We start from the raw sequence: 24637 nt of genomic DNA, 5'->3' as shown, positions 1-24637 counted from the left end.
GTGACCACGCCCGAGCACACGCCGACGACGGACGACCTCGACATCGAGGTCGAGCACTTCGACTCCCCGGACGCCCAGCGCCTCCGTGCCGCGCAGCGCCTGGAGATCGACCGCGCCTACGGGCAGGACACCGAGCCGGGTGAGAAGCCCACGGCCGAGTCGATCGCGGTGTTCTTCGTCGCGCGGGACGCCTCGGGCACGCCGCTCGGCTGCGGTGGGCTGCGGGTCGTCCAGGACGGCATCACGGAGATCAAGCGGATGTACGTGCGGCCGGAGTCGCGCGGCGCCGGGGTGTCGACCGCACTCCTCCGTCGCCTGGAAGAGGCAGCGCTCGACCTCGGTTCACCGGCGCTCGTGCTCGAGACGGGCACGGAGCAGAAGCGGTCGATCGGCTTCTACGAACGCGAGGGCTTCACGCGGATCGCGAACTTCGGGCCGTACGCGGGCGTGCCGACCTCCGTCTGCTACTCGAAGGTCCTGTAACCCCGGGTCGCGTCGGGCTGACTGGCGCCGCGTCCGCGTCCGCGTCCGCGTCCGCGTCCGCGTCCTCGGTTGGTCGCACGACATGCCGCTCGGCTCCGCGCGCGCCGACACATCGCGCGACCGACACGTCCGGCGCGCGGCACGCCGTGCGACCAGCTCCGTGCCAACAGCGGGACGCCGACCCAGCGCAGGCTCGCGCCCGCGCCCCGCGGCTGGTCGCACGACATGCCGCTCGACTCCGGGCGGGCCGACACATCGCGCGACCGACACGTTCGGCGCACGGCACGTCGTGCGACCAGCGACGTCGTCCCGGCGGCGAGGCACCCGTCAGGAGCGCGGAGACTCCTCGTCACCCGGACGTCGCTCCCCGTCGCCACGGCCCTGCTCCGGCGCCGACGAGGGCGCGGACGTGGGGGTCACCCGTTCGCCGAACTGGGGCTGCTCGCCGGGACGTGCCGCTTCGGCGGGGCGGTCGGCCCCGGCTGCCGGCGGCTGGTACCGGGGACCGTCGTTCGTGCCGTAGCGCGGGGGGCCAGCCGGAGCACTCGACGGGGCCCCGGGCTGCCCGGCGGCAGGACCGACCGGAGCGCCGGACGGCACCTCGCCGTACCGCGGGCCGTCGTTCGTGCCGTACCGCGGCGCTCCCGTCTGCGCGCCGGGGGCCGACGTACCGGACTGCTGCGTGCCTCCAGGCTGCTGGTGGGGCGTCGCGTGCCCGCCGTAGGGCGCCTGCTGCTGGCGCGGGTCAGGCCGCCACGGTTCCTGCTGCTGGCGCGGCTCGGGCCGCCAGGGCTCCTGCCGGTTCACCGGCGCACCCTGCGAGGACGAGGACGACGGCGAGTCCCAGTGGGTGGACTGCGTCGCACCGAACTGCCCGAGGATCTTCTGCGCCTGCCCGGTCAGCTGCGGGTCCACCACGATCTGGTAGTTCGTCGCGAGCACCTGGTGCACGCTCGTGAAGTCCCGCTGCCGCTTCGTGATCGCGAACGAGACGATGCCGTAGAGCATGCCGAACGCGGCGCCGATGATGGCCGCGGCGATGATGAGGCCGCCGGCGGTCGGCGAGAAGAGGGTGAGGACGATGCCGAAGAAGATGCCGAGCCAGAGGCCGGACAGCGCGCCCGCGATGGCGGCGCGGCCGTAGGTCATCTTGCCGGTGACGCGCTCGACGGTCTTGAGGTCGTTGCCGACGATCGCGATCTTGGCGACCGGGAAGTCCGACTCGGCGAGCTTCGCGACGACGCGCTGCGCCTCCGGGTAGCTGTCGTAGGTGCCGAGGACGTCGCCACGCGGCAGCGTCGGGAATGCCTGGGCCGTCCGGCCGCCGAAGGGGCTCTGATTGCTCACTCAGCCATCATCCACCGGACACCTTGCAATCGCACGTGCGCTCCCAGGGAAGCCGCCGACCGGGCTCGTACCCGGGGGCGGCCGGTCCGATCGGTGAGCCTGCACAGGTGCGGCGGCGTCGGCGCAGGACCGAACGGCTACGCTGGTCGGGTGAGCGCCACGAAGGTCTTCGTCGCCCGCCTCGCCGGGTGCTCCGTCTTCGACCCCGCGGGCGACCGCGTGGGCCGCGTCCGGGACGTCCTGGTCGTCTACAGACGCGTCGACTCCCCGCGCGTCGTGGGGCTGATCGTCGAGGTCCCCGGCAAGCGCCGCATCTTCGTGTCCGTCGGCCGCATCACGTCGATCGGTGCCGGCCAGGTCATCACCACCGGCCTCGTCAACATGCGCCGCTTCGAGCAGCGCGGCGGCGAGGTCCGCGTGATCGCGGAGATGCTCGGACGCAAGGTGCTCATCAAGAACCAACGCATCCGGGCGACGATCGAGGACGTCGCGATCGAGGATCGCGGGCAGGGCGACTGGGAGGTGTCGCAGCTCTTCCTCCGCAAGCCGAAGACGACGCCGTCCCCGTTCGGCAAGGGCCCGACGACGTTCGCGACCTGGAACGAGGTCACCGAGGACGAACTCCCCGGCGAGGCACAGTCCGCCGAGCACGTCATCGCCGCCTACTCCGACCTGCTGCCGGCCGACCTCGCGTCGACGCTGCTCGACCTGCCCGAGGAGCGCCGGTTCGAGGTCGCCGAGGAACTCCCGGACGACCGGCTCGCCGACGTCCTCGAGGAGATGCCCGACCAGGAGCGCATCGAGATCCTGAGCCGCCTCGAGGACGCCCGCGCCGCCGACGTGCTCGACCAGATGCAGCCGGACGACGCCGCCGACGTGCTCGCGCAGTTCCCGGACGACCGCTCCGAGGCCCTCCTCCAGCTCATGGAGCCGGAGGAGGCGCAGGACGTCCGCATGCTCCTCGAGTACGAGCCCGACACGGCCGGTGGTCTCATGACGACCGAGCCCGTGATCGTCTCGGCCGACGCGACCGTGGCCGAGGGGCTCGCGCTCGTCCGACGCCACGAGCTCGCACCGGCCCTCGGCGCGAGCGTCTGTGTCGTGCTCCCGCCGTACGAGCCGCCGACCGGTCGCTTCCTCGGGCTCGTGCACTTCCAGCGGATGCTCCGCTACCCGCCGAACGAGCGGCTCGGCACGCTCATCGACCAGCAGACCGAACCGGTCCGGGTCGACGCCAGCGCCGCGGAGGTCACGCGGATCATGGCGACCTACAACCTGCTGTCCGTCCCCGTGGTCGACGACGCCCACCGTCTCGTCGGGGTGGTGACGATCGACGACGTCCTCGACCACGTCCTGCCCGACGACTGGCGAAGTCAGGGTGAGGGAGAACCCTCACCCCTGCCTCGCCAACGCTCGCGCAAGACGCCCGTGACCACGGGAAGGAGGACCACCAGTGGCCCGAACGGATGACACCCGCCAGGAGCGCCTCGACTCCCCGAAGGGCATGCGCACCCGTGTGCTCCCGACCCGCCGTCGCGGTCGGGGCGACACGTTCGGTCGCGCCACCGAGGGCATCGCACGGGCCATGGGCACGCCGTGGTTCCTCGTCGGCCTGACCCTCTTCTGTGCGGTCTGGATGATCTACAACACGGTGGCGCCGAAGCCGTGGCAGTTCGACTCGGCGGCGATCGGCTTCACCGCGCTCACCCTCGTGCTCTCGCTGCAGGCCTCGTACGCGGCTCCGCTCATCCTGCTCGCGCAGAACCGGCAGGACGACCGTGACCGCGTGCAGTTCGAGCAGGACCGACAGCGCGCGGAGCGGAACCTCGCCGACACCGAGTACCTCGCCCGCGAGGTCGTCGCGCTGCGCCTCGCGATGCGGGACATGGCGTCGAAGGACTTCATCCGCGCCGAGATCCGGTCGCTGCTCGAGGAGCTCGACCGGCGAGACGCGGACTCCGCCGGCTTCGCCGACGAGCCCGGCACCGCGGCCCGTGGCTGACCCCGGCCGATCCGACGAGCAGCTGGGCGGCGCGGTCCTCGCGGCGCTCGGCCGCGTCGTGGACCCCGAGATCCGCCGGCCCGTCACGGAGCTCGACATGATCCGTGGTGTCGACGTCCAGCCGGGAGGCTCGGTGCGCGTCGACCTGCAGCTCACGATCACGGGGTGCCCGGCCGCCGACACGATCGAGCGCGACGTCCGTGCGGCCGCCGGTTCCGTGGACGGCGTGACCGCGGTCGACGTGGACGTCTCCGTCATGTCCCCGGCGACCCGGGCTGCCCTCACCGAGCGGCTCCGTGCCGGTCGCCCGCGCGGCGTGCAGTTCACGCCGGACTCGTTGACGCGGGTGATCACGGTGACGAGCGGGAAGGGCGGCGTCGGCAAGTCCACCGTCACGGCGAACCTCGCCGTCGCGCTCGCAGCCCGGGGACAGCGGGTGGGCATCGTCGACGTCGACGTGCACGGCTTCAGCATCCCCGGACTCATGGGCCTCACCGACGCCGCTGGCGTGGCCCCGAGACCGACCCGGGTCGACAGCATGATCCTGCCGCCGGTCGCCCACGACGTGAAGGTCGTCTCGATCGGCATGTTCGTCGACGACGTCTCCACCGCGGTGTCCTGGCGGGGGCCGATGCTGCACCGGACGGTGTCGCAGTTCCTCACCGACGTCTTCTTCGGCGACCTCGACGTGCTGCTCCTCGACCTCCCGCCCGGCACCGGCGACGTGGCGATCTCGGTCGGCCAGCTGCTCCCCCACGCCGAGGTCCTGGTCGTGACCACGCCCCAGGCGGCTGCCGCGGACGTGGCCGAGCGCAGCGGGGTCGTGGCACGGCAGACCGGGCAGCGGGTGATCGGCGTCGTCGAGAACATGGCCGGGCTCGTCCAGCCCGACGGCTCGGTCCTGCACCTCTTCGGCGAGGGCGGCGGCGCCGAGACCGCCGCTCGGCTCTCGCGCGGGCAGGACACCCCGGTGCCGGTCCTCGGCAGCGTGCCGCTGTCGGTGCCGCTCCGGGAGGGCGGAGACGCCGGGGTGCCGGTCGTGACCGGCGCGCCGGACGATCCGGCAGCGGTGGCCCTCGGAGCGATCGCGGACCGGGTGACGACGATGGGCCGTGGCCTCGCGGGGCGGAAGCTCGGGCTGTCCGTCGGCTGACGGTCGCCGAGGGTCGGACCGTCCGCTCGGTAGGGTCGAGTCCATGAGCACTGATCACGTCAGCGTCGACTGGGACCAGGCCCGCGACACGAACCGCGCGAACTGGGACGACCGTGTCCCGATCCACGAGGGCGCCTACGACATCGACGCGCTCAGCGACCCCGACCACCGTTCCGGCGTCGTCCGCGAGGACCTGCCCGTCCTCGCCCGTTGGCTCCCCGGGGACTCCCTCGACGGGCTCGACCTCTGCCACCTGCAGTGCCACATCGGTACGGACACGGTGTCGCTGGCGCGCGAGGGTGCTCGGGTCACCGGCGTCGACTTCTCCCCTGCCGCCCTGGCCTCCGCCCGTGCCCTGGCCGACCGCCTCGGCGTCGAGGCCACCTGGGTCGAGACGGACGTCCTCGACGCCCGGGCCGCGGTCACCGGCGACTTCGACGTCGTGTACACGAGCATCGGGACGATCTGCTGGCTCGACGACCTCGACCGCTGGGCTGCCCAGGTCGCTGCACTCCTCCGTCCGGGCGGGGTGTTCTTCATCCGCGACGGCCACCCGGCGCTGTACGCCCTGGACGAGGACGCCGACGAGCTCGTCGCACGACACCGGTACTTCGCCGACGGGACGGCCCAGCAGTGGGACGACGCCGGAACGTACGCGGGCGACGGGACGGTCGCGAACACCCGCACGTACGAGTGGCCGCACCCGCTGTCCGAGATCGTGAACGCGCTCCTCGGAACCGGACTCCGACTGCGCTTCCTGGACGAGGGCCGGACACTCCCGTGGCGGTTCAGCGCGCGCATGGAGGAGACCGGGGACGGGAACTTCGCGTGGCCGGGCGCGGATCGGGACCGCATCCCCGCGACCTTCACGATCGTCGCGACGAAGGACTGAACCTCCGGCTGTACGTCCTTTCATGGACAGGTCGTTCCACACGGGTGCATTGTGCAGGGGTATTCCACAATGCTCCTGCGGAATCGGGTCCGCAGGAGCTCCACCCCGCTCGGCAACGTCGCCGGGCCGAGGACAGGAGAACCGTGTGATCAACATGACCAGGACCAGGATCGGGATCGTCGCGGCGGTCGCGGCCGCGTTGGCGGGCGGGGCCGTCGCCGCGGCTCCGGCCACGGCGGCCACGCCGACCTGCGCGACCGCGTGGAGCGCGGGCACCGCGTACTCGGGCGGCGCCACCGTCAGTGAGAACGGCGCGAACTACACCGCGAACTGGTGGACGCAGGGCGACGAGCCGGCGACCCACTCGGGCGCGACGGGCAGCGGGCAGCCGTGGACGTCGACGGGCGCGTGCAGCGGCACGAGCACGGGCGGCGGGACCGGCGGCGGCACCGGGACCGGCGGCGGCACCGGGACCGGCGGCGGCACCGGGACCGGCGGCGGCACCGGGACCGGCGGCGGCGGCGGGACCGGCGGCAGCGGCGGGACCGCGAGCGGCCTCGTGTTCAGCCCGTACAAGGACGTCACGGTGAACCTCGACTGGAACACGAACGTCATGAACACGGCGGTCACCGGGACGCGCATCCCCGTCGCCGGCTCGTCGAACAGCCTCGTCTCCACCCGCGAACCGGGCCTGAAGGCGATCACCCTCGCCTTCGCCACCGGCACCTGCGGCAGCGAGAACTGGGGCGGGGTCGCCGCGGACGCGTTCGCGAGCGCCAACATCCCGAAGCTCGACGCCGCGGGGGTGAACTACATCGTGAGCACCGGCGGGGCCGCGGGCTCGTTCACGTGCTCGGGGACGGCACTGCAGTCGTTCATCGCCCGGTACGCGACCTCCCACATGATCGGCGTGGACTTCGACATCGAGAGCGGGCAGTCCGTCGCCGACGTGCAGAACCTCGTGAACGCCGCGGCGCTCGCGCAGTCGAAGTACCCGGGCATGCGGTTCTCGTTCACCCTCGCGACCCTCGCCGCGTCCGACGGATCGTACGGCGGCCTGAACAGCACCGGTGACGCCGTGGTCAAGGCCATCAAGGCGGCGAGCCTGACGCACTACACGGTCAACCTCATGACGATGGACTTCGGCCGCGCGACCGCCGCGAACTGCGTGCTCTCGGGCTCGACCTGCGAGATGGGGCAGTCGGCGATCCAGGCCGTCACCAACCTCGAGCACACCTACGGCATCGCCCCGTCGAAGATCGAGGTCACCCCGATGCTCGGCGTGAACGACGCCTCCGACGAGGTCTTCACCCTCGCCGACGTCGACACGCTGACGTCCTACGCGAAGGCGAACGGCCTCGCCGGCGTCCACGTGTGGTCGCTCGACCGGGACACCCCGTGCTCCTCGACCACGGCGATGGCGACGTGCAGTTCGGTCCCGAGCGCACCGGCACTGGCGTGGACCGACCGGTTCCTCGCGGACCTGAAGTAGACGCGACCCGTCAACGGACAGGAGGCGCGGTGCCAGCTGGCACCGCGCCTCCAGTCCGTCTTCCGGTCACCTGACGGGCCGTCAGCCCGCGCGATCAGGTGGCTTCGTCGTCGAAAGGCGCGGCCTCGCCCGCGGCGAGCGGCACCACGGGCGCCGTCGCCCGCACCTTCGACGCGGTGACCTGCGCGGTCTCGACCGCGGCCACGCTGCCCCCGCTGTCGAGGAGGGCGTCGCGGATGATGCGCCGCGGGTCGTACTGCCGCGGGTCGAGCTTCTGCCACTCGATGTCGTCGAACTCCGGGCCCATCTCGTCGCGCATCCGCTCCTTCGCGGTGTCGGCGAACCGGCGGACGGCCTTCACGAACTCGGCGAGCTTCGCGGCGTAACCGGGCAGGCGTTGCGGCCCGACGATCAGGACACCGATGATCCCGATGACCAGGAACTTCTCGAAGCCGTCGAACACGGTACGAGCGTAACCCGTCCTCCCCGCGCAACACCCGTAGAGTTGGCACCCGAACGGAGTGTGCGTGTCAGAGAAAGAGTCGAACTGGAAGTTCGCCGAGGACATCGTCGCCGAGCCCGAGACGATCGCCCGCGCGCGTGAACACTCGTTGGAGCTCGGGGTCGAGGCGATCTCCCCTGCCATCGGCGCGCAGGTCAGCGTGATCGCCGCGGCCTCACGGGCGACGAGCATGATCGAGATCGGCACCGGACTCGGCGTCTCCGGGCTGTACCTGCTCGCCGGTGCGCCCGAGGCCACGCTCACCACGATCGACGTCGAGGTGGACCACCAGCAGGCCGCGCGTGACGCGTTCATCGCGGCCGGCACCGCTCCCGCGCGCATCCGGCTCATCCCCGGCCGGGCGAACCAGGTGCTCCCGCGGATGAACGAGGCCTCGTACGACGTCGTGCTCGTCGACGCCGACCCGGAGCACGTGATCGAGTACGTCGAGCACGGGCTGCGGCTCGCGCGGCTCGGCGGGACCGTGCTCGTGCCGCACGCGCTGTGGCGGGGACGTGTCGCGGACCCCGTGAAGCGGGACCGTGCGACGACCGACTTCCGGCTGCTGCTGACCGAGGTGTCGACCTCGGGTGCAGTGCGGAGCGCCTTGTCGCCCGCGGGCGACGGGTTGCTGCAGCTGACGAAGCTCACGGCGTAGCGGCGCGTCTGCGTTCGCCGGGGGGCTCTGCGATCGGCCGCCCGGGTCCGGTCAGTCGTCGTCGCTGAGGTGGCGCAGGTAGCGCTCCGGCGACTCGAGGAACGACCGCTGGTGCCGCACCAGGTCGAGGTCCTCCCACGCCGTCCGACGGAGGCCCCACTCCCCCACCTCGTGGATGGTCGCTCCCGGGAACGCGGCCAGCACCGCAGAGTGCGTCGAGAGGATCACCTGCCCGACGCCACTCTCGACGATCGACTGCAGCAGCCCGATGAGCGCGAGGCACCCGGAGAACGACAGCGCCGACTCGGGCTCGTCGAGGATCCAGAGCCCGGGCCACCGCGCACGGTCGATCACGAAGTCGAGGAAGGACTCGCCGTGGCTGCGCTCGTGGAACACCGGCTCGGGGCGGCTGAGGTTCGGGTGCTCCTCGAGGTAGGTGAAGAAGCCGTGCATGGTCTCGGCACGCAGGAAGAACCCGCCCCTCGGTGCACCGAAGTCGCGACGGAGGCGGATGTGCTCGCACAGCGTCGACTCGGACGGGCGGGTCGAGTGCTGCGACCCGGTCCCACCACCCTCCGGCCCCATGCCGAACTGGAGCGCGATCGCTTCGACGATCGTGGACTTGCCGACGCCGTTGTCGCCGACGAACACGGTCACGGGGTCGAGGTCGAGGCCCTCGTCGAGCAGCTGCCGGACGGGCGGCAAAGTCGCGGGCCAGACGTCACGGGGCATCGGGCCCGGGTCGTCGAACTCCTCGACCCGGGTGATCGGCATGTGGGACCTGCGCACGGGAACATCCTGCCCGGTACCACCGACGGGACGCGCGACGAAGCCCGGAGCGTACGCGCTCCGGGCTTCGTCGTTCAGTGCTTCGACGGACTAGGCCGAGACGACCTCGGCGAGTGCGTCGTGGAGTTCCTTGGCCTCGGCATCGTTGACCGAGACGACCAGGCGGCCTCCACCCTCGAGCGGAACCCGCACGATGATGAGTCGACCCTCCTTAACAGCCTCCATCGGCCCGTCACCGGTCCTCGGCTTCATGGCTGCCATCAGATGTCCCCTTTCGTGCAGTACATGCCTGCCCATTATCCCGTATCGGAGGGGCAACTGCGAAACCGCCCAGGTTGGGGGTCGTGAAACGCGACGTTCTCGCGGTTCTGCTCCCTAACCTATGCGGATGCCGAACATCCGCTCCATGCTCCGCGGAAGCGACCCCGCGCCCACCGACGACGCGGTGCCCGCGGGCATGCGGATCGCGGCGGCGTTCTCGTGGCGTCTGCTCGTCGTCGGCGCGGCCCTGGCCGTGCTGGTCCTGCTCGTGATCCTCCTGCAGGACATCATCGTGCCGTTCCTCATCGCGCTGCTGCTGTGCGCCCTGCTCGTGCCGATGTCGTCGTTCCTCCGCCGTCACCGCTGGCCGAAGTGGGTAGCGATCCTCACCAGCCTGGTGTCCGTCGTCGTGGCGATCGGCGGTCTCGGCCTCATCGTGACGGCGCAGATCCGCTACGACCTGCCCTCGCTCGAGAAGCGCCTGCACGCGAGCATCTCCTCGCTGCAGTCGCTGCTCGCCTCGGAGCCGTTCGGCATCACGGCGACGCAGGTCAACAAGTGGATCTCGGACGGGGCGGACTACCTGCAGTCGCACGCATCGTCGATCTTCTCCGGGTTCCTCGCGGCGGGCTCGGGCGCGATCCACGTCTTCGAGGGTCTGTTCATCATCGTCTTCACGACCCTGTTCGTGCTCATCGACGGCCCGCGCATCTGGCAGTGGGTCGTCCGCATCTTCCCCCGTCGTGCGCGAGCTCGGCTCGACGTCGCCGGGCACGCCGGTTGGAAGACCCTCACGAGCTTCATCCGCGTGCAGCTCGTCGTCGCGGTCACGGACGCGCTCGGCGTCGTCATCGGCGCGCTCATCCTCCAGATCCCGCTGGCGATCCCGATCGGCGTCATCGTGTTCTTCGGCGCGTTCGTCCCCGTCGTCGGAGCGATCGTCGCGGGCATCGTCGCGGTGGTGATCGCCCTCGTGTTCAACGGGTGGGTGCCGGCGCTCATCATGCTCGGCATCATCGTCCTCGTGCAGCAGCTCGAGAGCCACGTCCTGCACCCGTTCCTCACCGGCAGCGCCGTCAAGGTCCACCCGCTCGGCGTGGTCCTCGGCGTCACCGCGGGCACGACGATCGCCGGCGTCGTCGGAGCCTTCTTCGCGGTGCCGTTCATCGCCACCGTCAACGCGATGGTGAACGCCGCCGCCGCGTGGCGCCCGGAGGACGGTGTACCGCTCTCCGACATCGAGCGCGAAGAGCGGCACGAGACGGCTCTGGAGGCGGACTAGGTCGGGTCCGGGGCCGAGCGTTCCCAGAAGGTCAGGCGGTTGCCGAACGGGTCCGTGACGAGCATCGTCAGGCCCCAGGCGTTCCGCTCGATGCCCGGGCGGGAGTTCGGGTGCGCCTGGGCGAGCAACCCGGCGCGGTAGGCCCGGAGGTCCGGCACGGTGATCATGACCCCGGCACCGGGGGCGGCGTCGCCGTGGTGCTCGCTGAGGTGCAGCGCGCGTCCGTCGAGGGAGACCTCGGCGTACACCGGGAGGTCCGGCTCGAAGCGGTGCTCCCACTGCCACGTGAAGCCGAGGTGGTCGCAGTAGAACGACCCCGCGATGGCGTGGTCGAACACCCGCAGCACCGGGACCACGAGGGGCGCGTCGGCCCCGGCCGCCGGCCCCGGCACCGCGCCCGGGGCGGCCGCTGCCATCGTGTTCCAGTCACGGAACCCCGACGCGTGCGCCGCTGCCTCCAGGACGCGCGAGTGTCCGACGTCCGACACGGACGAGAGTTCGCGGGCGAGCCGCTTGGCTTCTTCGATGGTGATCACGACAGACCTCTCCAGCGATCGTCACCGGGTCCTGCGTTGCCGGGCGTCGCGGACCTGAGGGTGATCAGCAGGGTCGTGACGATACCTCGCCGGTGTTCACCGTTCGTCGCAGGAGGCAGGCCACCGGAGCCGGGTCCAGTATGCGCTCCCGGCCGCTCCGCGTCGAGCCCCGCCGGACGGCACCGATCACGGCGGCGTCCAGTCGTAGCCGTCCACCCACCAGTTCGCGTACAGCCACACCCACTGCAGCACGAGCGCGACGACGACCAGCACGACCCGGTACACCCGGGACCGCGGCAGTGCCACGACCGCGAGCAGCGGCGCGATCGGCATGAGGATGCGCCAGGTGCTCGACTGCGGGAAGAACACCGCGAGGAGGTAGACGACGTACGCCACGACCCACAGACGCAGCTCGAGCCCCACCCGACGTGCCGCGGGCGCCCACACGAGGACCGCGATCGCCGCGAGGCCGAGCGGGATCGCGAGCGCTGCCGGCCAGCCGCCGGGGTACCGCAGCCACCACGAGAAGCCCTCGACCCACGGTGAGAACGGGAGCAGTTCCCCCCAGCCGACGTAGGACGACCGCCAGGCGAGCTCGGTGTCGGTGTAGGCCTTCGGCACCCCGGTGACGGCCCAGGCGATCGCCGGCCACGCCAGCCCGACGAGCCCGGACACGACGGCGACCACGAACGGGGGCAGACCGGTGCGGAGCGTGGGTCGAACGCCCTCGCGGACCCAGGCGGGACGGAACCACCACACGGCCAGGAACAGCGCGAGGAAGAACGCGAACGCCAGCCCCGTCGGCCGCGTCATGCCGAGCAGGAGCACCACCGGCAGCATGGTCCACCAGCGACGGTCCACCGCGAGCAGCAGGGCGACGAAGAGCAGGAACAGTCCCATCGACTCGGCGTAGGCGACCTGGAACATCACCGACGTCGGTGCGACGCAGAGCAGCACCGTGGCGAACGTCGCCCGCGGCGCATCGAGGAAGCGTCCGACGAGCCGCCGGAAGACCAGTGCGGCACCGAGGCCCGCCACGAGGGACACCGAGACAGCCACGGCCTCGAACGACGCCCCCGTGAGCAGCATGAGACCGCGCACGAGGAACGGGTAGGCGGGCATGAACGCCCACGCGTTCTCGGTGACGTGTCCGGCGGCGTCCACCGGCAGCGCCGACGGGTACCCGCCGGTGGCGATGACGCGGTACCAGGCACCGTCCCAGATCGCGGCGAACGACAGGTACGACGGGTGGTCCGACGTGAAGGAGTTCGCCGACTGCACGGCCGCGAAGCCCTGCATCATCGCGCCCGTCACGATCCGTGCGAGGACGTAGACGACGGTGATGCGGGCCCACCACGGCACCGCTCGGTAGCGGGCTCGCCACCGGACGGCTGCGTCAGACCGGGAGCGGAGGGTCCCGCCGGTGGTCAGGCGGTCAGCCACCGACGGAGGCCGTCCTCGACCGCGGTGATCTGCGCGAGCGGCACCTGCTCGTCGTCGTGGTGCGCGAAGACGGGCTCTCCCGGACCGTAGTTGACCGCGGGGACGCCGAGGGCCGAGAAGCGTGCGACGTCTGTCCAGCCGTACTTCGGGCGGGGCTCCGGACCACCGACCGCGGCGACGAACTCCTGCGCGAGCGGTGCGTCGAGGCCCGGACGGGCTCCGGCGGCGAGGTCGACGATCTGCACGTCGTAGCCGTCGAAGAGTTCGCGGATGTGCGCGACGGCCTCGTCCGCACTGCGGGAGGGCGCGAACCGGTAGTTCACGTGGACCATGGCCTCGTCCGGGATGACGTTGCCGGCGATCCCGCCGGAGATGCCCACCGCGTTCAGCCCCTCGCGGTAGTCGAGTCCGTCGACCGTCACCGTCCGCGGCTCGTACGCCGCGAGCGTCGCGAGGATCGGCGCCGTCTTGTGGATCGCGTTGTCGCCGATCCAGCTCCGGGCGCTGTGCGACCGCTTGCCGAACGTACGGATCTCCGCACGGAGGTTGCCGTTGCACCCGCCCTCGATCTGCGCACCGGACGGTTCGCCGAGGATCGCGAAGTCACCGGCCAGGAGCTCCGGTCGGGTCCGCGCGAGTCGGCCGAGACCGTTCAGCGAGTCGCTGACCTCTTCGTGGTCGTAGAAGACCCAGGTCACGTCGTTGGTCGGCTCGGCGAGGTCGTACGCGAGCTTGAGCTGCACGGCGACGCCGGCCTTCATGTCCACCGTGCCGCGGCCCCAGAGGATCTCGGTGCCGTCCTCCGTCGTGCGGAACTCGGTGGGCAGGTTGTCGTTCAGCGGCACGGTGTCGATGTGCCCGGCGATGACGACGCGGCGGTCACGGCCGAGGTTCGTCCGCGCCACGATCGCGTCGCCGTCCCGGACGACCTCGAGGTGCGGCAGGGGCGTGAGCGCCGCCTCGACGGCGTCGGCGAGCGCGCCCTCGTTGCCCGACACCGACTCGATGTCGCAGATGGCGCGCGTGATGTCGATGGACGAGGCGGTGAGGTCGAGCTGCTCCGGCATGCGGGCAGCCTACCGGCCGACCCTTGCCGGTCGCCGCCGAGCCGGCCGCCCCGTGGACGGCGAGGGATCCGTTCACAGGGGCGTGCCTCCAGGCCGGTGCGGAGGCGCCGATCCCGTTCCGCGCGTGCCGGACGGGAGGCCCGTGGCGCGTTCTCCACAGGCCGTCCGGCCGGACGGTGGTCGCCGCTCGCACCTCGCTACCCTTGTCCACGTGACCGACACGACCGCCTCCGCCCGCCCGACCACCGCCTGGGGCCACGGCCTCGCGACGATCGCCGCCGACGGCACGACGCTCGACACCTGGTACCCGCAGACGCACCTCGGCGCGCGGCCGTCCGACGCCGCATTCCCCGAGGAACTGCTGGCACACGTCGGCGACGACCCGCGACGCGCCGTCCGGATCGAGGCGGTCACCACCGAGGTCACGATCGACGCGGCCCCGACGAGCACGCCGGACGCCTACCTCCGGCTGCACCTGCTCAGTCACCTGCACGTCCGCCCGAACGAGGTCAACCTCGACGGTGTCTTCGCGCACCTGCCGATCGTCGCGTGGACGAACGCCGGCCCCGTCTCCCCCGCCGACCTCACACGCCTCCGTCCGTCCCTCCAGCGTGCGGGCATCGCGGTGCACGCGATCGACAAGTTCCCGCGCCTGGTCGACTACGTCGTGCCCGACCGTGTGCGCATCGGCGACGCGAACCGGGTCCGTCTCGGCGCGCACCTCGCCCCCGGCACCACGGTCATGCACGAGGGCTTCGTGAACTTCAACGCCGGCACCCTCGGCGACGCGATGATCGAGGGGCGCGTGTCCCAGGGCGTCGTCGTCGGCGACGGCACGGACATCGGTGGCGGAGCCTCCATCATGGGCACGCTCTCCGGCGGCGGGACGCACCGGGTGTCGCTCGGCGCTCGGGCGCTCCTCGGCGCCAACGCGGGCCTCGGGATCTCCCTCGGCGACGACTCCGTGGTCGAGGCCGGCCTCTACGTGACCGCGGGCACCAAGGTCGTCCTCGTCGGCGCCGCCCCGAACCCGGACGGCACCCCGAAGACCGTCAAGGCCGCGGAGCTCTCGGGCACCCCGAACGTGCTGTTCCGCCGCAACTCGGTCACCGGTGCGGTCGAGGCCCTCCAGCGGCAGGGCCAGGGCATCCAGCTGAACACCGCCCTGCACGCCTAGCCGATGCCCGTGGGGGCGACGATCGAGGGCCCACACGGTCCGGTCCCGGTCCGGCGCCACGGGTCGGGATCTGCGGTCACCCTCGTGTGGCTGCACGGCGGCGGGTTCTTCCGCGGCGACCTCGTCCTCCCCGAGTCACACGCGGTGGCGACGACCCTGGCGGACCGCGGGATCGACGTGGTCACGGTCGACTACCGTCTCGCACCGTTGCCCGGCCTGCCGTTCGTCGGGCGCCGTGGGCCCCGCGGCCGGCAGCGTCACCCGGTCGCCGCTGACGACGTCCGCGCCGTGCTGACGGCGTTCCGGACCCTGGACGAACGACCGCTGCTCCTCGGCGGAGCGAGCGCCGGAGCGTGCCTCGCCGCGGCCGTCACCCGGACGCTGCCTGCGGAGTCCCGACCCGACGGCCTGTTCCTGGCCTACGGCTTCTTCCACGCAGTGACCCCGCGCGACCCCGCCGTCGCGAGCTCCGTCCGGGGCCATCGTCGCGTGACCCACCACCCCGCGCTGCTCGACCGGGCGAACCGCAACTTCGTGGGTCGCGGGGCCCCGACGGAGACCGCGTTCCCCGGAGGGCAGGACCTGACGGGGTTCCCGCCCGTCCTGATGGTGGACGCCGAACACGACTCGATGCGTCCGTCCGAGGATCGGTTCGTGACGGAACTGCGGACCGCCGGTGTCGACGTCGAACGACACGTGCTGTCGGGTGCCCGACACGCATTCCTCAACCGTCCGGGCACGCCGGACTCGGACACCGCCCTCGACCTCGCAGCAGAGTGGATGACCAGGAATCACCCTCAGGCGCCGCCCGGACGGTAGGTCCCGAAGCTCCACTCGTGGCCCTCCAGGTCGAGCACGCGGGCGCGTCGCGCACCCCAGCCGGCATCCTCAGGAGGGAACACCGGCGTCCCGCCCGCGAGCACCGCTCGGTCGAAGACCGCGTCGACGTCGTCGACCACGAGGTAGCAGCCCGAACCGGTCGACGTCCCGACGAGTGGCGGCGTGACGTACCCGGAATCCGCCGTACCGATCATGAGCACAGCCTCGCCCCAGCGAGCCTCGGCGTGCACGAGTCGACCGTCATCACCGTCCTGTCGCGCGACGACGGTGAACCCCACCGCGGTCAGCCAAGCGAGGCCGGCGTCCGCGTCCCGGTAGCTGCAGTACGCAGCGAGTGCTGTGTCCATGGCGTCACCGTGCGCCGCCGCGTCAGCACCGTCAAGGGCACAGCTCGGAGCGACGTAGCCGCTCGACCGCGGCGCGACCGCTCGACCGCGGGGCGGCGACCGGCGCGAGGAACCAGGCTCCGGACACAGCACCGCGGAGGGGCACGGTGCTGTGTCCGGAACCTGGTTCCGGCAGCGCCGCGCCGCCCGCGGCCCGTCAGCGCGCCGGCAGATCCCGCTCGGGATACCCCACGTACAGCTGCTGCGGGCGCCCGATCTTGTTCAGCGGGTCGTTGTTGAGCTCCCGCCACTGGGCGATCCACCCCGGCAGCCGCCCGATCGCGAACAGGACCGTGAACATCCGTGGCGGGAAGCCCATCGCCTTGTAGATGATGCCCGTGTAGAAGTCGACGTTCGGGTAGAGCTTGCGGCTGACGAAGTACTCGTCCTCGAGTGCGATGCCCTCGAGCTCCATCGCGATGTCGAGCAGGTCGTCCTGCACGCCGAGCGCCTCGAGCACCTCGTGCGCGGACTCCTTCACGAGCTTGGCGCGCGGGTCGTAGTTCTTGTAGACGCGGTGCCCGAAGCCCATGAGCTTCACCCCGCGCTCCTTGTTCTTCACCCGCTCGACGAAGCGCGACACCGGCTCGCCGGAGTCCTTGATCTGCTGGAGCATCTCGAGCACGGCCTCGTTCGCTCCGCCGTGCAGCGGACCGTAGAGCGCGTTGATGCCCGCGGAGATCGACGCGAACATGTTCGCCTTCGTGGAGCCGACGAGCCGCACGGTCGCGGTGGAGGCGTTCTGCTCGTGGTCCTCGTGCAGGATGAGCAGCCGCTCGAGCGCCTTGGAGAGCACCGGGTTCGGCTCGTACGTCTCGGCCATGGTGCCGAAGTTCAGCCGGAGGAAGTTGTCGACGAACGACAGCGAGTTGTCCGGGTACAGGAACGCCTGCCCGATCGACTTCTTGTGCGCGTACGCGGCGATCACCGGGAGCTTCGCGAGCAGCCGCACGGTCTGCAGCTCGACCTTCTCCGGATCGTCGACGCTCATGTCGTCCTCGTAGTACGTCGACAGGGCGCTGACGGCGCTCGACAGGACCGACATCGGGTGCGCCGAGTGCGGGAGGGCGTCGAACAGACGACGGAGGTCCTCGTGCAGCAGCGTGTGGCGGCGGATGCGGGCGTCGAAGGACTCGAGCTCGGCGGCTGTCGGCAGCTCGCCGTAGATGAGGAGCCAGGCGACCTCGAGGAAGGTGCAGTTCGACGCGACCTGGTCGATCGGGTAGCCGCGGTAGCGCAGGATCCCCTGGTCGCCGTCGATGTACGTGATCGCGCTCTTCGTCGAGCCGGTGTTCACGAAGCCGTAGTCGAGGGTGTTCATCCCCGTCTGCTTCTTGAAGGTCGAGATGTCCACGGTGGACGCGCCGTCGACGCTCGGCAGGATCGGGAACTCCGCCGAGCCGCCCGGGAACGTCAGCGTCGCGGTCTCGGTCTGCTGCTCCGCAGCCGGGCTCACGGGGACGGGCGTGGTGGGCGGTGTGGCCGTCTTCTGAGCGTCGTTGGCAGTGTCAGTCACGGTGACAGCCTAATCGCGCCCACTGTCGGTCGTGCACACCCAGGTGCTCCGGGATTGGTGGGAACCACGGATTGCGCTGGTAGCGCACTGCGTGGTGGCGACTGCCGGGAGGCACGACACCCGCCCGACGGGCACCGTTCAGTCCGCGTCCACCCGGCTGGTGCGCCGCGCACTCGCGAGCCGCTGCGCGGCCGCGGCGATGCGCTCGTCGGTCGCGGTGAGGGCCACACGGACGTGCTCGGCCCCGGCGGGACCGTAGAACGTCCCGGGGGCGACGAGGATCCCGCGATCGGCGAGCCACGCGACGGTGTCGAACGCGGGCTCACCGCGGGTCGCCCAGAGGTAGAGTCCGGCCTCGCTGTGGTCGACGCGGAAGCCGGCGCCGTCGAGTGCCCGTCGGAGCATGTTCCGGCGCGCCCGGTACCGCGCCTTCTGCTGCTGCACGTGCGTCTCGTCCTCGAGCGCGACGATCATCGCCTGCTGCACGGGCAGCGGCGGCATCATCCCGGTGTGCTTGCGGACCGCGAGGACCTCGGCGAGCAACTCGGCGTCGCCGGCCACGAACGCGGCGCGGTACCCGGCGAGGTTCGACTGCTTCGAGAGCGAGTAGACGCTGAGGACGCCCGAGACCGAGTCGCCGACGACGCGCGGGTCGAGGATGGTCGGCGTCGGCGCGGTGTCGTACGGCGGCTCCCACCCGAGTTCGGCGTAGCACTCGTCGCCGACGATCACGGCGCCGAGCTCGCGGGCACGTTCGACCGCGGCCCGCAGCTGCTCGATCGACAGCACGCGACCGTCGGGGTTCCCCGGGGAGTTCAGCCACACGAGCTTCGTCGTCGCCGGCCACGCAGCGGGGTCGTCCGAGGCGAGTGCGGTCGCGCCGACGAGGGCAGCACCGAGCTCGTACGTGGGGTAGGCGGCCTCCGGGAAGACGACGGTGTCACCGCGGCCGATGCCGAGCCAGAGCGCGAGTCCGGCGATGAACTCCTTCGAGCCGATCGTCGGGAGGACCTGCTCGGCCGTGAGCGTCACGCCCTGCCGGCGGCCGTACCAGTCGGCGATCGCCTCGCGCAGGGCCGGGGTGCCGGCGACCTGCGGGTAGGCGTGCGCGTCGGTGGCCTCGGCGAGGGCGCGGCGGACGAGCTCGGGCGTCGGGTCGACGGGCGAGCCGACACTGAGGTCGACGATGCCGCCCTCGACGGCTGCTGCGCGCTGCTTGAACGGGACGAGCTGGTCCCAGGGGAAGTCGGGGAGGTCGAGCGCCACGGGCGGGTCCGGGTCAGCCGCGCGGGGGCTCGGCGAGGACGACCGGGTGGTCCTTGTGGATCACTCCGACCTTCGCGGCGCCGCCGGGCGAGCCCACCTCTTCGAAGAACTCGACGTTGGCCTTGTAGTAGTCGGCCCACTCCTCGGGGAGGTCGTCCTCGTAGTAGATCGCCTCCACCGGGCAGACCGGCTCGCAGGCTCCGCAGTCGACGCACTCGTCGGGGTGGATGTACAGCGAGCGGTCACCCTCGTAGATGCAGTCGACCGGGCACTCGTCGATGCAGGCGCGGTCCTTGACGTCCACACAGGGCTGAGCGATCACGTACGTCACGGGTCGATCCTACTCGCGGCCCTGGGCGGATCCGGACAGGCCGCCAGCCGACCCCGCCGCGCCGGGAGCGGACTCCGCGGGCACGGCGGCCGCGGACCCCGGACGACGGGTGTCGCCGAAGTCCGGCCAGACGAGCACGACGAACGCGACGGCCGTCGGCGCGATCATCCACGTGTAGCCCGCGGCGTTCGCGAGCACGAGCTGGAGCAGGAAGGTCGTCGCGAGCGCGATGCCGAGCCAGACCGCCACGACGAGCACCCGCGAGCGGTACAGCAGTCGGATGCCCGCGAGCAGCCCGACCACGACGAGCGTCGGCAGGAAGACGCCGATCGGGAACGTGCCGATCGTCTGCTGGTGGGTGACGGAGCCCAGGCCACCCGCGACGAGTCCGAGCACGAACGACACGACGACCGCGGTGGCCTTGCCCTGCGGCGAGAACTCGGCGAAGGTCTGCGGTGCCGGTGGCACCGGGTCGGCGTCGTGGCGGAAGGCCTCGACGGCGGGGGCGTGCTGCCGTTCGCCGTGCGGCATCATCCACGAGAGCGCGATCGGGTCGGACGGGTCGACCGGGTCCACCGTCAGCTGTGAGCGGTACTGCTCGAGCGCGGCACGGACCTTCGCCCGCACCGGGAGGACGTCGACCGTCAGGTCGGCCTGCCCGGACTCCGGCGTGACGATCATCGAGAAGGGGACCTCCTCGGCGCGCGCCGCGTACCGGGCCGCGTGGTGCACCCGCACGTGGTCGGGGTGCCCGTAGCCGCCGTCGTCCGCGTAGCTCACGACGGCGTCCGCCATCGTCGACCGGATCGCGGCACGGACGTCGTCCACGACCTCGCCGAGGTCGGCCATCGTGAGCGAGTCCGCCGGGGCGTCGTCGGCGGCCGTCGCGCGTCCGTCCGGTCCCCACTGCATCCCCGAGTCGGCGTACCGTCGCTCGGGCAGGTCGGTCGGGCGCGCTCCCGCTCCCCCGAGCCAGAGGTGCGCCGGGCCACCGAGTGCGGCCAGCGCCGCGGCGATCTCTCCCTCGCGGTGGGCGGCGACACGGGGGCCGTCGCCCTCGAGCGGCGCGAGCTCGGCGGTCAGCATCGCGCCCCGCTCGCCGCGGGTCGCCGTGAGGACGGTGACCTCGGCGCCGAGCTCGAGCAGGGTGGCGATCGTCCCGCCCGACACGAGGGTCTCGTCGTCGGGGTGGGCGTGCACGAACAGGACGCGCTCTGGGCGGGTGACGGGGGCCTGGGACATCGGTGCCCAGCGTACGGGACGGCCCCTACCGCGGGGTCACGATGTAGGTCGCGGAGACCCCGGCGTCGGTCTTCGCGAACGTCAGGACGACGCGGTACCCGTCGCTCCGGAACAGGCCGAACGCGCTCGTCGAGTCCGCCCGCTTCACCGACTCGGTGTACCCGGCATCGGTCAGCGCGTCGGCCGCGGCCGGGAACTCGTCGACCGACGCGACCCGGACCTGTGCGACCCAGCCGGAACCGTCCGGGCCCGATCCCCCGCCGAGCACCGTGCCGTCGACGAGCGGCACGTCCTTCGTCGGGAACCCGTCCGGCAGCTGCCCGTCCGAGGTCACCTTCGCACCCTTGAGCGCCGTGTCGAGCGCCCCGTCGATGCCGCCGGCGACCGAGGCCATGCCGTCCTGGATCGCCTTGCCGTCGATGCCCTGCACCGCGCTCGACACGTCCGACGCGACCGACGAACCGAGGTCGGTCGCCTGGCGGACGGTGTCGGAGGAGCAGCCGCTCAGCCCGGCGAGGGCGATGCCGGCGGCGACGGCGGCGATCAGGGTGCGGGTCGGGGTGCGCATGCGCAGCACCCTAGATGGTCCGACGGGAGGCCCGGCGCACGTTCGCTGTGAACCTCCCGTCCGGCGACGGTCAGGCCAGGTACGCGCGCGCCGCGGCCACGGCCGCGTCCACGCCGACCGGGATCGACGTCTCGGCCTGCGGTGCGTAGAAGGGCGAGTGGTTGCTCGGGATCTCCTGCCCGGTGCGGAAGAGCTCCGGGTCGGTGATGCCGGTGAACCAGTACACGATCGGCACGCCCGCGGCGGTGGCGAGCTGTCCGACGTCCTCCGACGCCATCGCCAGGCCCGACTCGAGGTCGATGGCGTTCGGCACGGCGTCGCGGACGGCGGCGAGGACCTTCGCGGCCTGCTCCGGGTCGTTCACGAGGACATCGGCACCCGGCGCGCGCTCGATCGTCGGCTCGGGCAGCCCACCCGCCTCGCTCTCGGCGCGGACGATCCGCTCGATCGACGCGATGATCCGGCCGCGGGTCTCCTCGTTGCGGGCACGGGTGGAGATCTCGATCACCGCCTGGTCGGGGATGATGTTCGCGCGCGTCCCCGCGTGGAACGAGCCGACCGTGACCACGCCGGCATCGCTCGGGGCGACCTCACGCGACACGACGGTCTGCAGCCGGACCACGGCCGAGGCCGCGGTGACGACCGGGTCGAGGGAGGCCTGCGGCGCGGAGCCGTGGGCACCGCGGCCGTTGAAGGTCACCGTCAGCCGGTCGCTGGACGCCATCACCGGGCCGGAGCCCACGGCGACGGTGCCGACCGGGGCGGGCGCGGAGTGCTGCCCGAGGACGACGTCGGGCGCCGGGAAGCGCTCGACGAGGCCGTCGTCGATCATCGCGCGGGCGCCGGAGATGACCTCTTCCGCCGGCTGGAACACGCCGACGACGGTGCCGTGCCACTCGTCCGTGGTCGACACGAGCCGCTCGAGCGTGCCGAGGAGCCAGGTCACGTGGATGTCGTGCCCGCAGGCGTGCATGGTCGCGACCGTGGCGCCGGACTCGTCCTGCCCGGTGTGCTCGCTCGCGTACGGCAGGCCGGTGCGCTCCTGCACGGGCAGTCCGTCCATGTCGGCGCGGAGCCAGATCGTCGGACCCTCGCCGTTGTGCAGCACGGCGACGACGCCCGTGCCGCCGACGCCCGTCGTGACCTCGACACCGGACAGCTCCGCGAGCCGCTCGGCGATCACCCCCGCGGTCCGGTGCTCCTGGAAGCCGAGCTCCGGGTGTGCGTGGAGGTCCTGGTAGATGGCAAGCAGATCGAACGTCACGCAGACCACCGTACAACCGCGCCGTGACACGACCGCGGCCCGGCCACCTCGACGAGGTGACCGGGCCGTCGGACGGAGGGCGTGCCTCCCGGCTGCTGCCGTGTCCTGCTGCTCAGGCGTCCTGGCGCTTGAGGCGGGCGTACGCACGCTGGCGCGCCTGCGCGTCCAGCTCCACCTTGCGGATGCGGACCGCGTCGGGGGTGACCTCGACGCACTCGTCCTCGCGCGCGAACTCGAGGCACTCCTCGAGCGACAGCTGCCGCGACGGGGTCATCGACTCGAAGGTGTCGGCCGTCGACGAACGCATGTTCGTCAGCTTCTTCTCCTTCGTGATGTTCACGTCCATGTCGTCGGCGCGCGAGTTCTCGCCGATGACCATGCCCTCGTAGACCTCCTCCGTCGGGTTGACGAAGAACGTCATCCGCTCCTGGAGGTTCGTGATGGCGAACGGCGTGACGACACCGGAGCGGTCGGACACGATCGAGCCGTTGATGCGGGTCTGGATCGAACCGGCCCACTCGCCGTAGCCGTGCGAGATCGCGTTGGCGATGCCGGTGCCGCGGGTCTCGGTGAGGAACGACGTGCGGAAGCCGATCAGGCCGCGCGACGGCACGATGAACTCCATGCGGATCCACCCGGTGCCGTGGTTCACCATGTTCTCCATGCGGCCCTTGCGGGCGGCCATGAGCTGGGTGATGGCGCCGAGGTGCTCCTCCGGCGTGTCGATCGTCATGTGCTCGTACGGCTCGAGGAGCTTGCCGTTCTCGTCACGCTTGGTGACGACCTGCGGCTTGCCGACCGTGAGCTCGTAGCCCTCGCGGCGCATCTGCTCGACGAGGATCGCCAGCGCGAGCTCGCCGCGGCCCTGGACCTCCCACGCGTCGGGGCGGCCGATGTCCTGGACCTTGAGCGAGACGTTGCCGACGAGCTCGCGGTCGAGGCGGTCCTTGACCATGCGGGCGGTGAGCTTGTGGCCCTTGACCTTGCCGACGAGCGGGCTGGTGTTCGTGCCGATCGTCATCGAGATCGCCGGGTCGTCGACCGTGATGGTCGGCAGCGGACGGACGTCCTCGGGGTCGGTCAGGGTCTCACCGATGGTGATGTCCTCGAAACCGGCGACGGCGACGATGTCGCCGGGGCCCGCCGACTCGGCCGGGTAGCGGTCGAGCGCCTTCGTGATGAGGAGCTCGGTGATGCGGGCGTTGACGACGCTGCCGTCGTGCTTCACCCAGGCCACGGTCTGGCCCTTCTTCATCGTGCCGTGGAAGATGCGGAGCAGCGCGAGGCGACCGAGGAACGGCGACGCGTCGAGGTTCGTGACGTGCGCCTGCAGCGGGTGCTCGTCGTCGTAGGTCGGGGCCGGCACGTGCTGGAGGATCGCTTCGAACAGCGGCTCGAGGTCCTCGTTGTCCGGCAGGCTGCCGTCCTCCGGCTTGTTGCGCGACGCGGCACCGGCGCGACCCGAGGCGTACACCACGGGGACGTCGAGGATGGCGTCGAGGTCGAGGTCGTCGACCTCGTCCGAGAGGTCGGAGGCCAGGCCGAGCAGGAGGTCCTGCGACTCGGAGACGACCTCGTCGATGCGGGAGTCCGGGCGGTCCGTCTTGTTGACGAGCAGGATCACCGGGAGCTTCGCGGCGAGGGCCTTGCGGAGCACGAAGCGGGTCTGGGGCAGCGGACCCTCGGACGCGTCGACGAGCAGCACGACACCGTCGACCATGGAGAGGCCGCGCTCGACCTCACCGCCGAAGTCGGCGTGGCCGGGGGTGTCGATCACGTTGATCGTGATGCGACCACCCGGGTTGAACTCCTCGGCGTGCTTCCCGTTGTAGAGCACCGAGGTGTTCTTCGCGAGGATGGTGATGCCCTTCTCGCGCTCGAGGTCGTTCGAGTCCATCATCCGGTCCTCGCCCTCGAAGTGGGCGTCGAACGAGTTGGTCTGCGTGAGCATCGCGTCGACGAGGGTGGTCTTGCCGTGGTCGACGTGTGCCACGATGGCGACGTTGCGCAGGTCGGACCGGGTGGCGAGCGCCATACAGGCCTACTTCCTAGATTGGGGAGACTTCAAGTGTTCGGAGAAGATCGGGCAGCCGGTCGTCGTGGACACATGGCACCCGTGGGCAGAACGCCCGACACGCCA

The 24637-nt window shown here is 71.5% G+C and carries 25 protein-coding genes; 10 read left to right on the top strand and 15 right to left on the bottom strand.

What is annotated here, in order from left to right; all coding sequences use genetic code 11:
* Window positions 1-483, top strand: a complete 483-nt coding sequence (locus tag ACRQ4C_RS04890) for a GNAT family N-acetyltransferase (RefSeq protein ID WP_290132493.1) — start codon at window positions 1-3, stop codon at window positions 481-483.
* Window positions 484-810: 327 nt separating this feature from the next.
* Here ACRQ4C_RS04890 and ACRQ4C_RS04885 read toward each other — a convergent pair whose 3' ends face one another.
* Window positions 811-1830 (bottom strand): general stress protein, encoded by a 1020-nt coding sequence (locus ACRQ4C_RS04885; RefSeq protein WP_439690337.1) that lies wholly within the window; start codon window positions 1828-1830, stop codon window positions 811-813.
* 150 nt (window positions 1831-1980) lie between these two features.
* Between ACRQ4C_RS04885 and ACRQ4C_RS04880 the strand changes: the two genes are divergently transcribed.
* From ACRQ4C_RS04880 to ACRQ4C_RS04860, 5 genes are all read left to right on the top strand, one after another.
* Window positions 1981-3300, top strand: coding sequence for a magnesium transporter MgtE N-terminal domain-containing protein (locus tag ACRQ4C_RS04880; protein ID WP_290132495.1), 1320 nt, complete (start codon window positions 1981-1983; stop codon window positions 3298-3300).
* A 34-nt stretch (window positions 3301-3334) separates the two neighbouring features.
* A complete protein-coding gene (locus tag ACRQ4C_RS04875; RefSeq protein ID WP_290134277.1) occupies window positions 3335-3832 on the top strand; it encodes a DUF1003 domain-containing protein in 498 nt (165 codons plus the stop codon).
* Window positions 3825-4985: an Mrp/NBP35 family ATP-binding protein gene (locus tag ACRQ4C_RS04870; RefSeq protein WP_439690336.1), complete on the top strand. Its 1161-nt coding sequence runs from the start codon at window positions 3825-3827 to the stop codon at window positions 4983-4985. Before ACRQ4C_RS04875 ends, ACRQ4C_RS04870 begins: the two co-directional genes overlap by 8 nt.
* 43 nt (window positions 4986-5028) lie before the next feature.
* Window positions 5029-5877 (top strand): class I SAM-dependent methyltransferase, encoded by an 849-nt coding sequence (locus ACRQ4C_RS04865; RefSeq protein ID WP_439690334.1) that lies wholly within the window; start codon window positions 5029-5031, stop codon window positions 5875-5877.
* A gap of 154 nt (window positions 5878-6031) precedes the next feature.
* Window positions 6032-7369, top strand: a complete 1338-nt coding sequence (locus ACRQ4C_RS04860; RefSeq protein WP_439690333.1) for a carbohydrate-binding protein — start codon at window positions 6032-6034, stop codon at window positions 7367-7369.
* 94 nt (window positions 7370-7463) lie between these two features.
* Here the strand turns inward: ACRQ4C_RS04860 and ACRQ4C_RS04855 are convergent, their stop codons facing one another.
* Window positions 7464-7832, bottom strand: a complete 369-nt coding sequence (locus tag ACRQ4C_RS04855; protein ID WP_439690331.1) for a Sec-independent protein translocase TatB — start codon at window positions 7830-7832, stop codon at window positions 7464-7466.
* Window positions 7833-7896: 64 nt separating this feature from the next.
* On the opposite strand from ACRQ4C_RS04855, the gene ACRQ4C_RS04850 reads away from it, so the two are divergent.
* Complete coding sequence (locus ACRQ4C_RS04850; protein WP_290132500.1) at window positions 7897-8529, top strand: O-methyltransferase; 633 nt, start codon at window positions 7897-7899, stop codon at window positions 8527-8529.
* A 51-nt stretch (window positions 8530-8580) separates the two neighbouring features.
* Here the strand turns inward: ACRQ4C_RS04850 and ACRQ4C_RS04845 are convergent, their stop codons facing one another.
* Together ACRQ4C_RS04845 and ACRQ4C_RS04840 are read right to left on the bottom strand one after the other, a co-directional pair.
* A complete protein-coding gene (locus tag ACRQ4C_RS04845; RefSeq protein ID WP_439690330.1) occupies window positions 8581-9318 on the bottom strand; it encodes an AAA family ATPase in 738 nt (245 codons plus the stop codon).
* Window positions 9319-9408: 90 nt separating this feature from the next.
* On the bottom strand, window positions 9409-9579 hold the full coding sequence (locus tag ACRQ4C_RS04840; RefSeq protein WP_017887054.1) for a DUF3117 domain-containing protein: 171 nt from the start codon (window positions 9577-9579) through the stop codon (window positions 9409-9411).
* Window positions 9580-9706: 127 nt separating this feature from the next.
* On the opposite strand from ACRQ4C_RS04840, the gene ACRQ4C_RS04835 reads away from it, so the two are divergent.
* The gene (locus ACRQ4C_RS04835) at window positions 9707-10861 is read left to right on the top strand and encodes an AI-2E family transporter (protein WP_439690328.1); all 1155 of its coding nucleotides are present in this window, start codon (window positions 9707-9709) and stop codon (window positions 10859-10861) included.
* On the opposite strand, the gene ACRQ4C_RS04830 is transcribed toward ACRQ4C_RS04835, so the two are convergent.
* The 3 genes from ACRQ4C_RS04830 to dapE form a co-directional block, all read right to left on the bottom strand.
* Complete coding sequence (locus tag ACRQ4C_RS04830; protein WP_439690326.1) at window positions 10858-11397, bottom strand: glyoxalase superfamily protein; 540 nt, start codon at window positions 11395-11397, stop codon at window positions 10858-10860. The two genes, ACRQ4C_RS04835 and ACRQ4C_RS04830, sit on opposite strands and share 4 nt — an antisense overlap.
* Window positions 11398-11583: 186 nt before the next feature.
* A complete protein-coding gene (locus tag ACRQ4C_RS04825; RefSeq protein ID WP_439690325.1) occupies window positions 11584-12840 on the bottom strand; it encodes a hypothetical protein in 1257 nt (418 codons plus the stop codon).
* Complete coding sequence (dapE, locus tag ACRQ4C_RS04820; protein WP_439690323.1) at window positions 12825-13907, bottom strand: succinyl-diaminopimelate desuccinylase; 1083 nt, start codon at window positions 13905-13907, stop codon at window positions 12825-12827. Before dapE ends, ACRQ4C_RS04825 begins: the two co-directional genes overlap by 16 nt.
* A gap of 211 nt (window positions 13908-14118) precedes the next feature.
* Between dapE and dapD the strand changes: the two genes are divergently transcribed.
* Window positions 14119-15084 carry a 2,3,4,5-tetrahydropyridine-2,6-dicarboxylate N-succinyltransferase gene (dapD, locus tag ACRQ4C_RS04815; protein ID WP_439690322.1) on the top strand — a complete coding sequence of 322 codons (966 nt, stop codon included), beginning with the start codon at window positions 14119-14121 and terminating at the stop codon, window positions 15082-15084.
* A 9-nt stretch (window positions 15085-15093) separates the two neighbouring features.
* Window positions 15094-15903 carry an alpha/beta hydrolase gene (locus ACRQ4C_RS04810; RefSeq protein WP_439690321.1) on the top strand — a complete coding sequence of 270 codons (810 nt, stop codon included), beginning with the start codon at window positions 15094-15096 and terminating at the stop codon, window positions 15901-15903.
* Here the strand turns inward: ACRQ4C_RS04810 and ACRQ4C_RS04805 are convergent.
* From ACRQ4C_RS04805 to typA, 8 genes are all read right to left on the bottom strand, one after another.
* The gene (locus ACRQ4C_RS04805; protein WP_439690320.1) at window positions 15882-16271 is read right to left on the bottom strand and encodes a VOC family protein; all 390 of its coding nucleotides are present in this window, start codon (window positions 16269-16271) and stop codon (window positions 15882-15884) included. The genes ACRQ4C_RS04810 and ACRQ4C_RS04805 overlap by 22 nt on opposite strands.
* Window positions 16272-16467: 196 nt before the next feature.
* Window positions 16468-17766 carry a citrate synthase gene (locus tag ACRQ4C_RS04800; protein WP_290134278.1) on the bottom strand — a complete coding sequence of 433 codons (1299 nt, stop codon included), beginning with the start codon at window positions 17764-17766 and terminating at the stop codon, window positions 16468-16470.
* Between the two features lie 198 nt (window positions 17767-17964).
* A complete protein-coding gene (gene dapC / locus ACRQ4C_RS04795; RefSeq protein ID WP_439690319.1) occupies window positions 17965-19092 on the bottom strand; it encodes a succinyldiaminopimelate transaminase in 1128 nt (375 codons plus the stop codon).
* Window positions 19093-19105: 13 nt separating this feature from the next.
* Window positions 19106-19423 carry a ferredoxin gene (gene fdxA, locus ACRQ4C_RS04790; protein ID WP_071292706.1) on the bottom strand — a complete coding sequence of 106 codons (318 nt, stop codon included), beginning with the start codon at window positions 19421-19423 and terminating at the stop codon, window positions 19106-19108.
* Between the two features lie 9 nt (window positions 19424-19432).
* Entirely contained in the window at window positions 19433-20665 is a 1233-nt protein-coding gene (locus ACRQ4C_RS04785) for a PIG-L family deacetylase (RefSeq protein ID WP_439690317.1), read from the bottom strand.
* Between the two features lie 25 nt (window positions 20666-20690).
* Window positions 20691-21233, bottom strand: coding sequence for a hypothetical protein (locus tag ACRQ4C_RS04780; RefSeq protein WP_439690316.1), 543 nt, complete (start codon window positions 21231-21233; stop codon window positions 20691-20693).
* 70 nt (window positions 21234-21303) lie between these two features.
* Window positions 21304-22497, bottom strand: coding sequence for an amidohydrolase (locus ACRQ4C_RS04775; protein ID WP_290132514.1), 1194 nt, complete (start codon window positions 22495-22497; stop codon window positions 21304-21306).
* Window positions 22498-22609: 112 nt separating this feature from the next.
* Window positions 22610-24532 (bottom strand): translational GTPase TypA, encoded by a 1923-nt coding sequence (typA, locus tag ACRQ4C_RS04770; RefSeq protein ID WP_290132515.1) that lies wholly within the window; start codon window positions 24530-24532, stop codon window positions 22610-22612.
* Window positions 24533-24637: the final 105 nt, after the last annotated feature.

Source organism: Curtobacterium sp. SP.BCp (genome assembly GCF_051903255.1).
Classification (GTDB): domain Bacteria; phylum Actinomycetota; class Actinomycetes; order Actinomycetales; family Microbacteriaceae; genus Curtobacterium.
This window is presented reverse-complemented; position numbering and strand designations above follow the sequence as displayed.

What these genes read in the sequence shown, in the direction of transcription:
- ACRQ4C_RS04875 (WP_290134277.1), top strand. Translation starts at nt 3,335, where the DNA reads ATGCGCACCCGTGTGCTCCCGACCCGCCGTCGCGGTCGGGGCGACACG.
- ACRQ4C_RS04865 (WP_439690334.1), top strand. Translation starts at nt 5,029, where the DNA reads ATGAGCACTGATCACGTCAGCGTCGACTGGGACCAGGCCCGCGACACG.
- ACRQ4C_RS04860 (WP_439690333.1), top strand. Translation starts at nt 6,032, where the DNA reads ATGACCAGGACCAGGATCGGGATCGTCGCGGCGGTCGCGGCCGCGTTG.
- ACRQ4C_RS04840 (WP_017887054.1), bottom strand. Translation starts at nt 9,579, where the DNA reads ATGGCAGCCATGAAGCCGAGGACCGGTGACGGGCCGATGGAGGCTGTT.
- ACRQ4C_RS04835 (WP_439690328.1), top strand. Translation starts at nt 9,707, where the DNA reads ATGCCGAACATCCGCTCCATGCTCCGCGGAAGCGACCCCGCGCCCACC.
- dapE (WP_439690323.1), bottom strand. Translation starts at nt 13,907, where the DNA reads ATGCCGGAGCAGCTCGACCTCACCGCCTCGTCCATCGACATCACGCGC.
- ACRQ4C_RS04805 (WP_439690320.1), bottom strand. Translation starts at nt 16,271, where the DNA reads ATGGACACAGCACTCGCTGCGTACTGCAGCTACCGGGACGCGGACGCC.
- ACRQ4C_RS04785 (WP_439690317.1), bottom strand. Translation starts at nt 20,665, where the DNA reads ATGTCCCAGGCCCCCGTCACCCGCCCAGAGCGCGTCCTGTTCGTGCAC.
- ACRQ4C_RS04780 (WP_439690316.1), bottom strand. Translation starts at nt 21,233, where the DNA reads ATGCGCACCCCGACCCGCACCCTGATCGCCGCCGTCGCCGCCGGCATC.
- typA (WP_290132515.1), bottom strand. Translation starts at nt 24,532, where the DNA reads ATGGCGCTCGCCACCCGGTCCGACCTGCGCAACGTCGCCATCGTGGCA.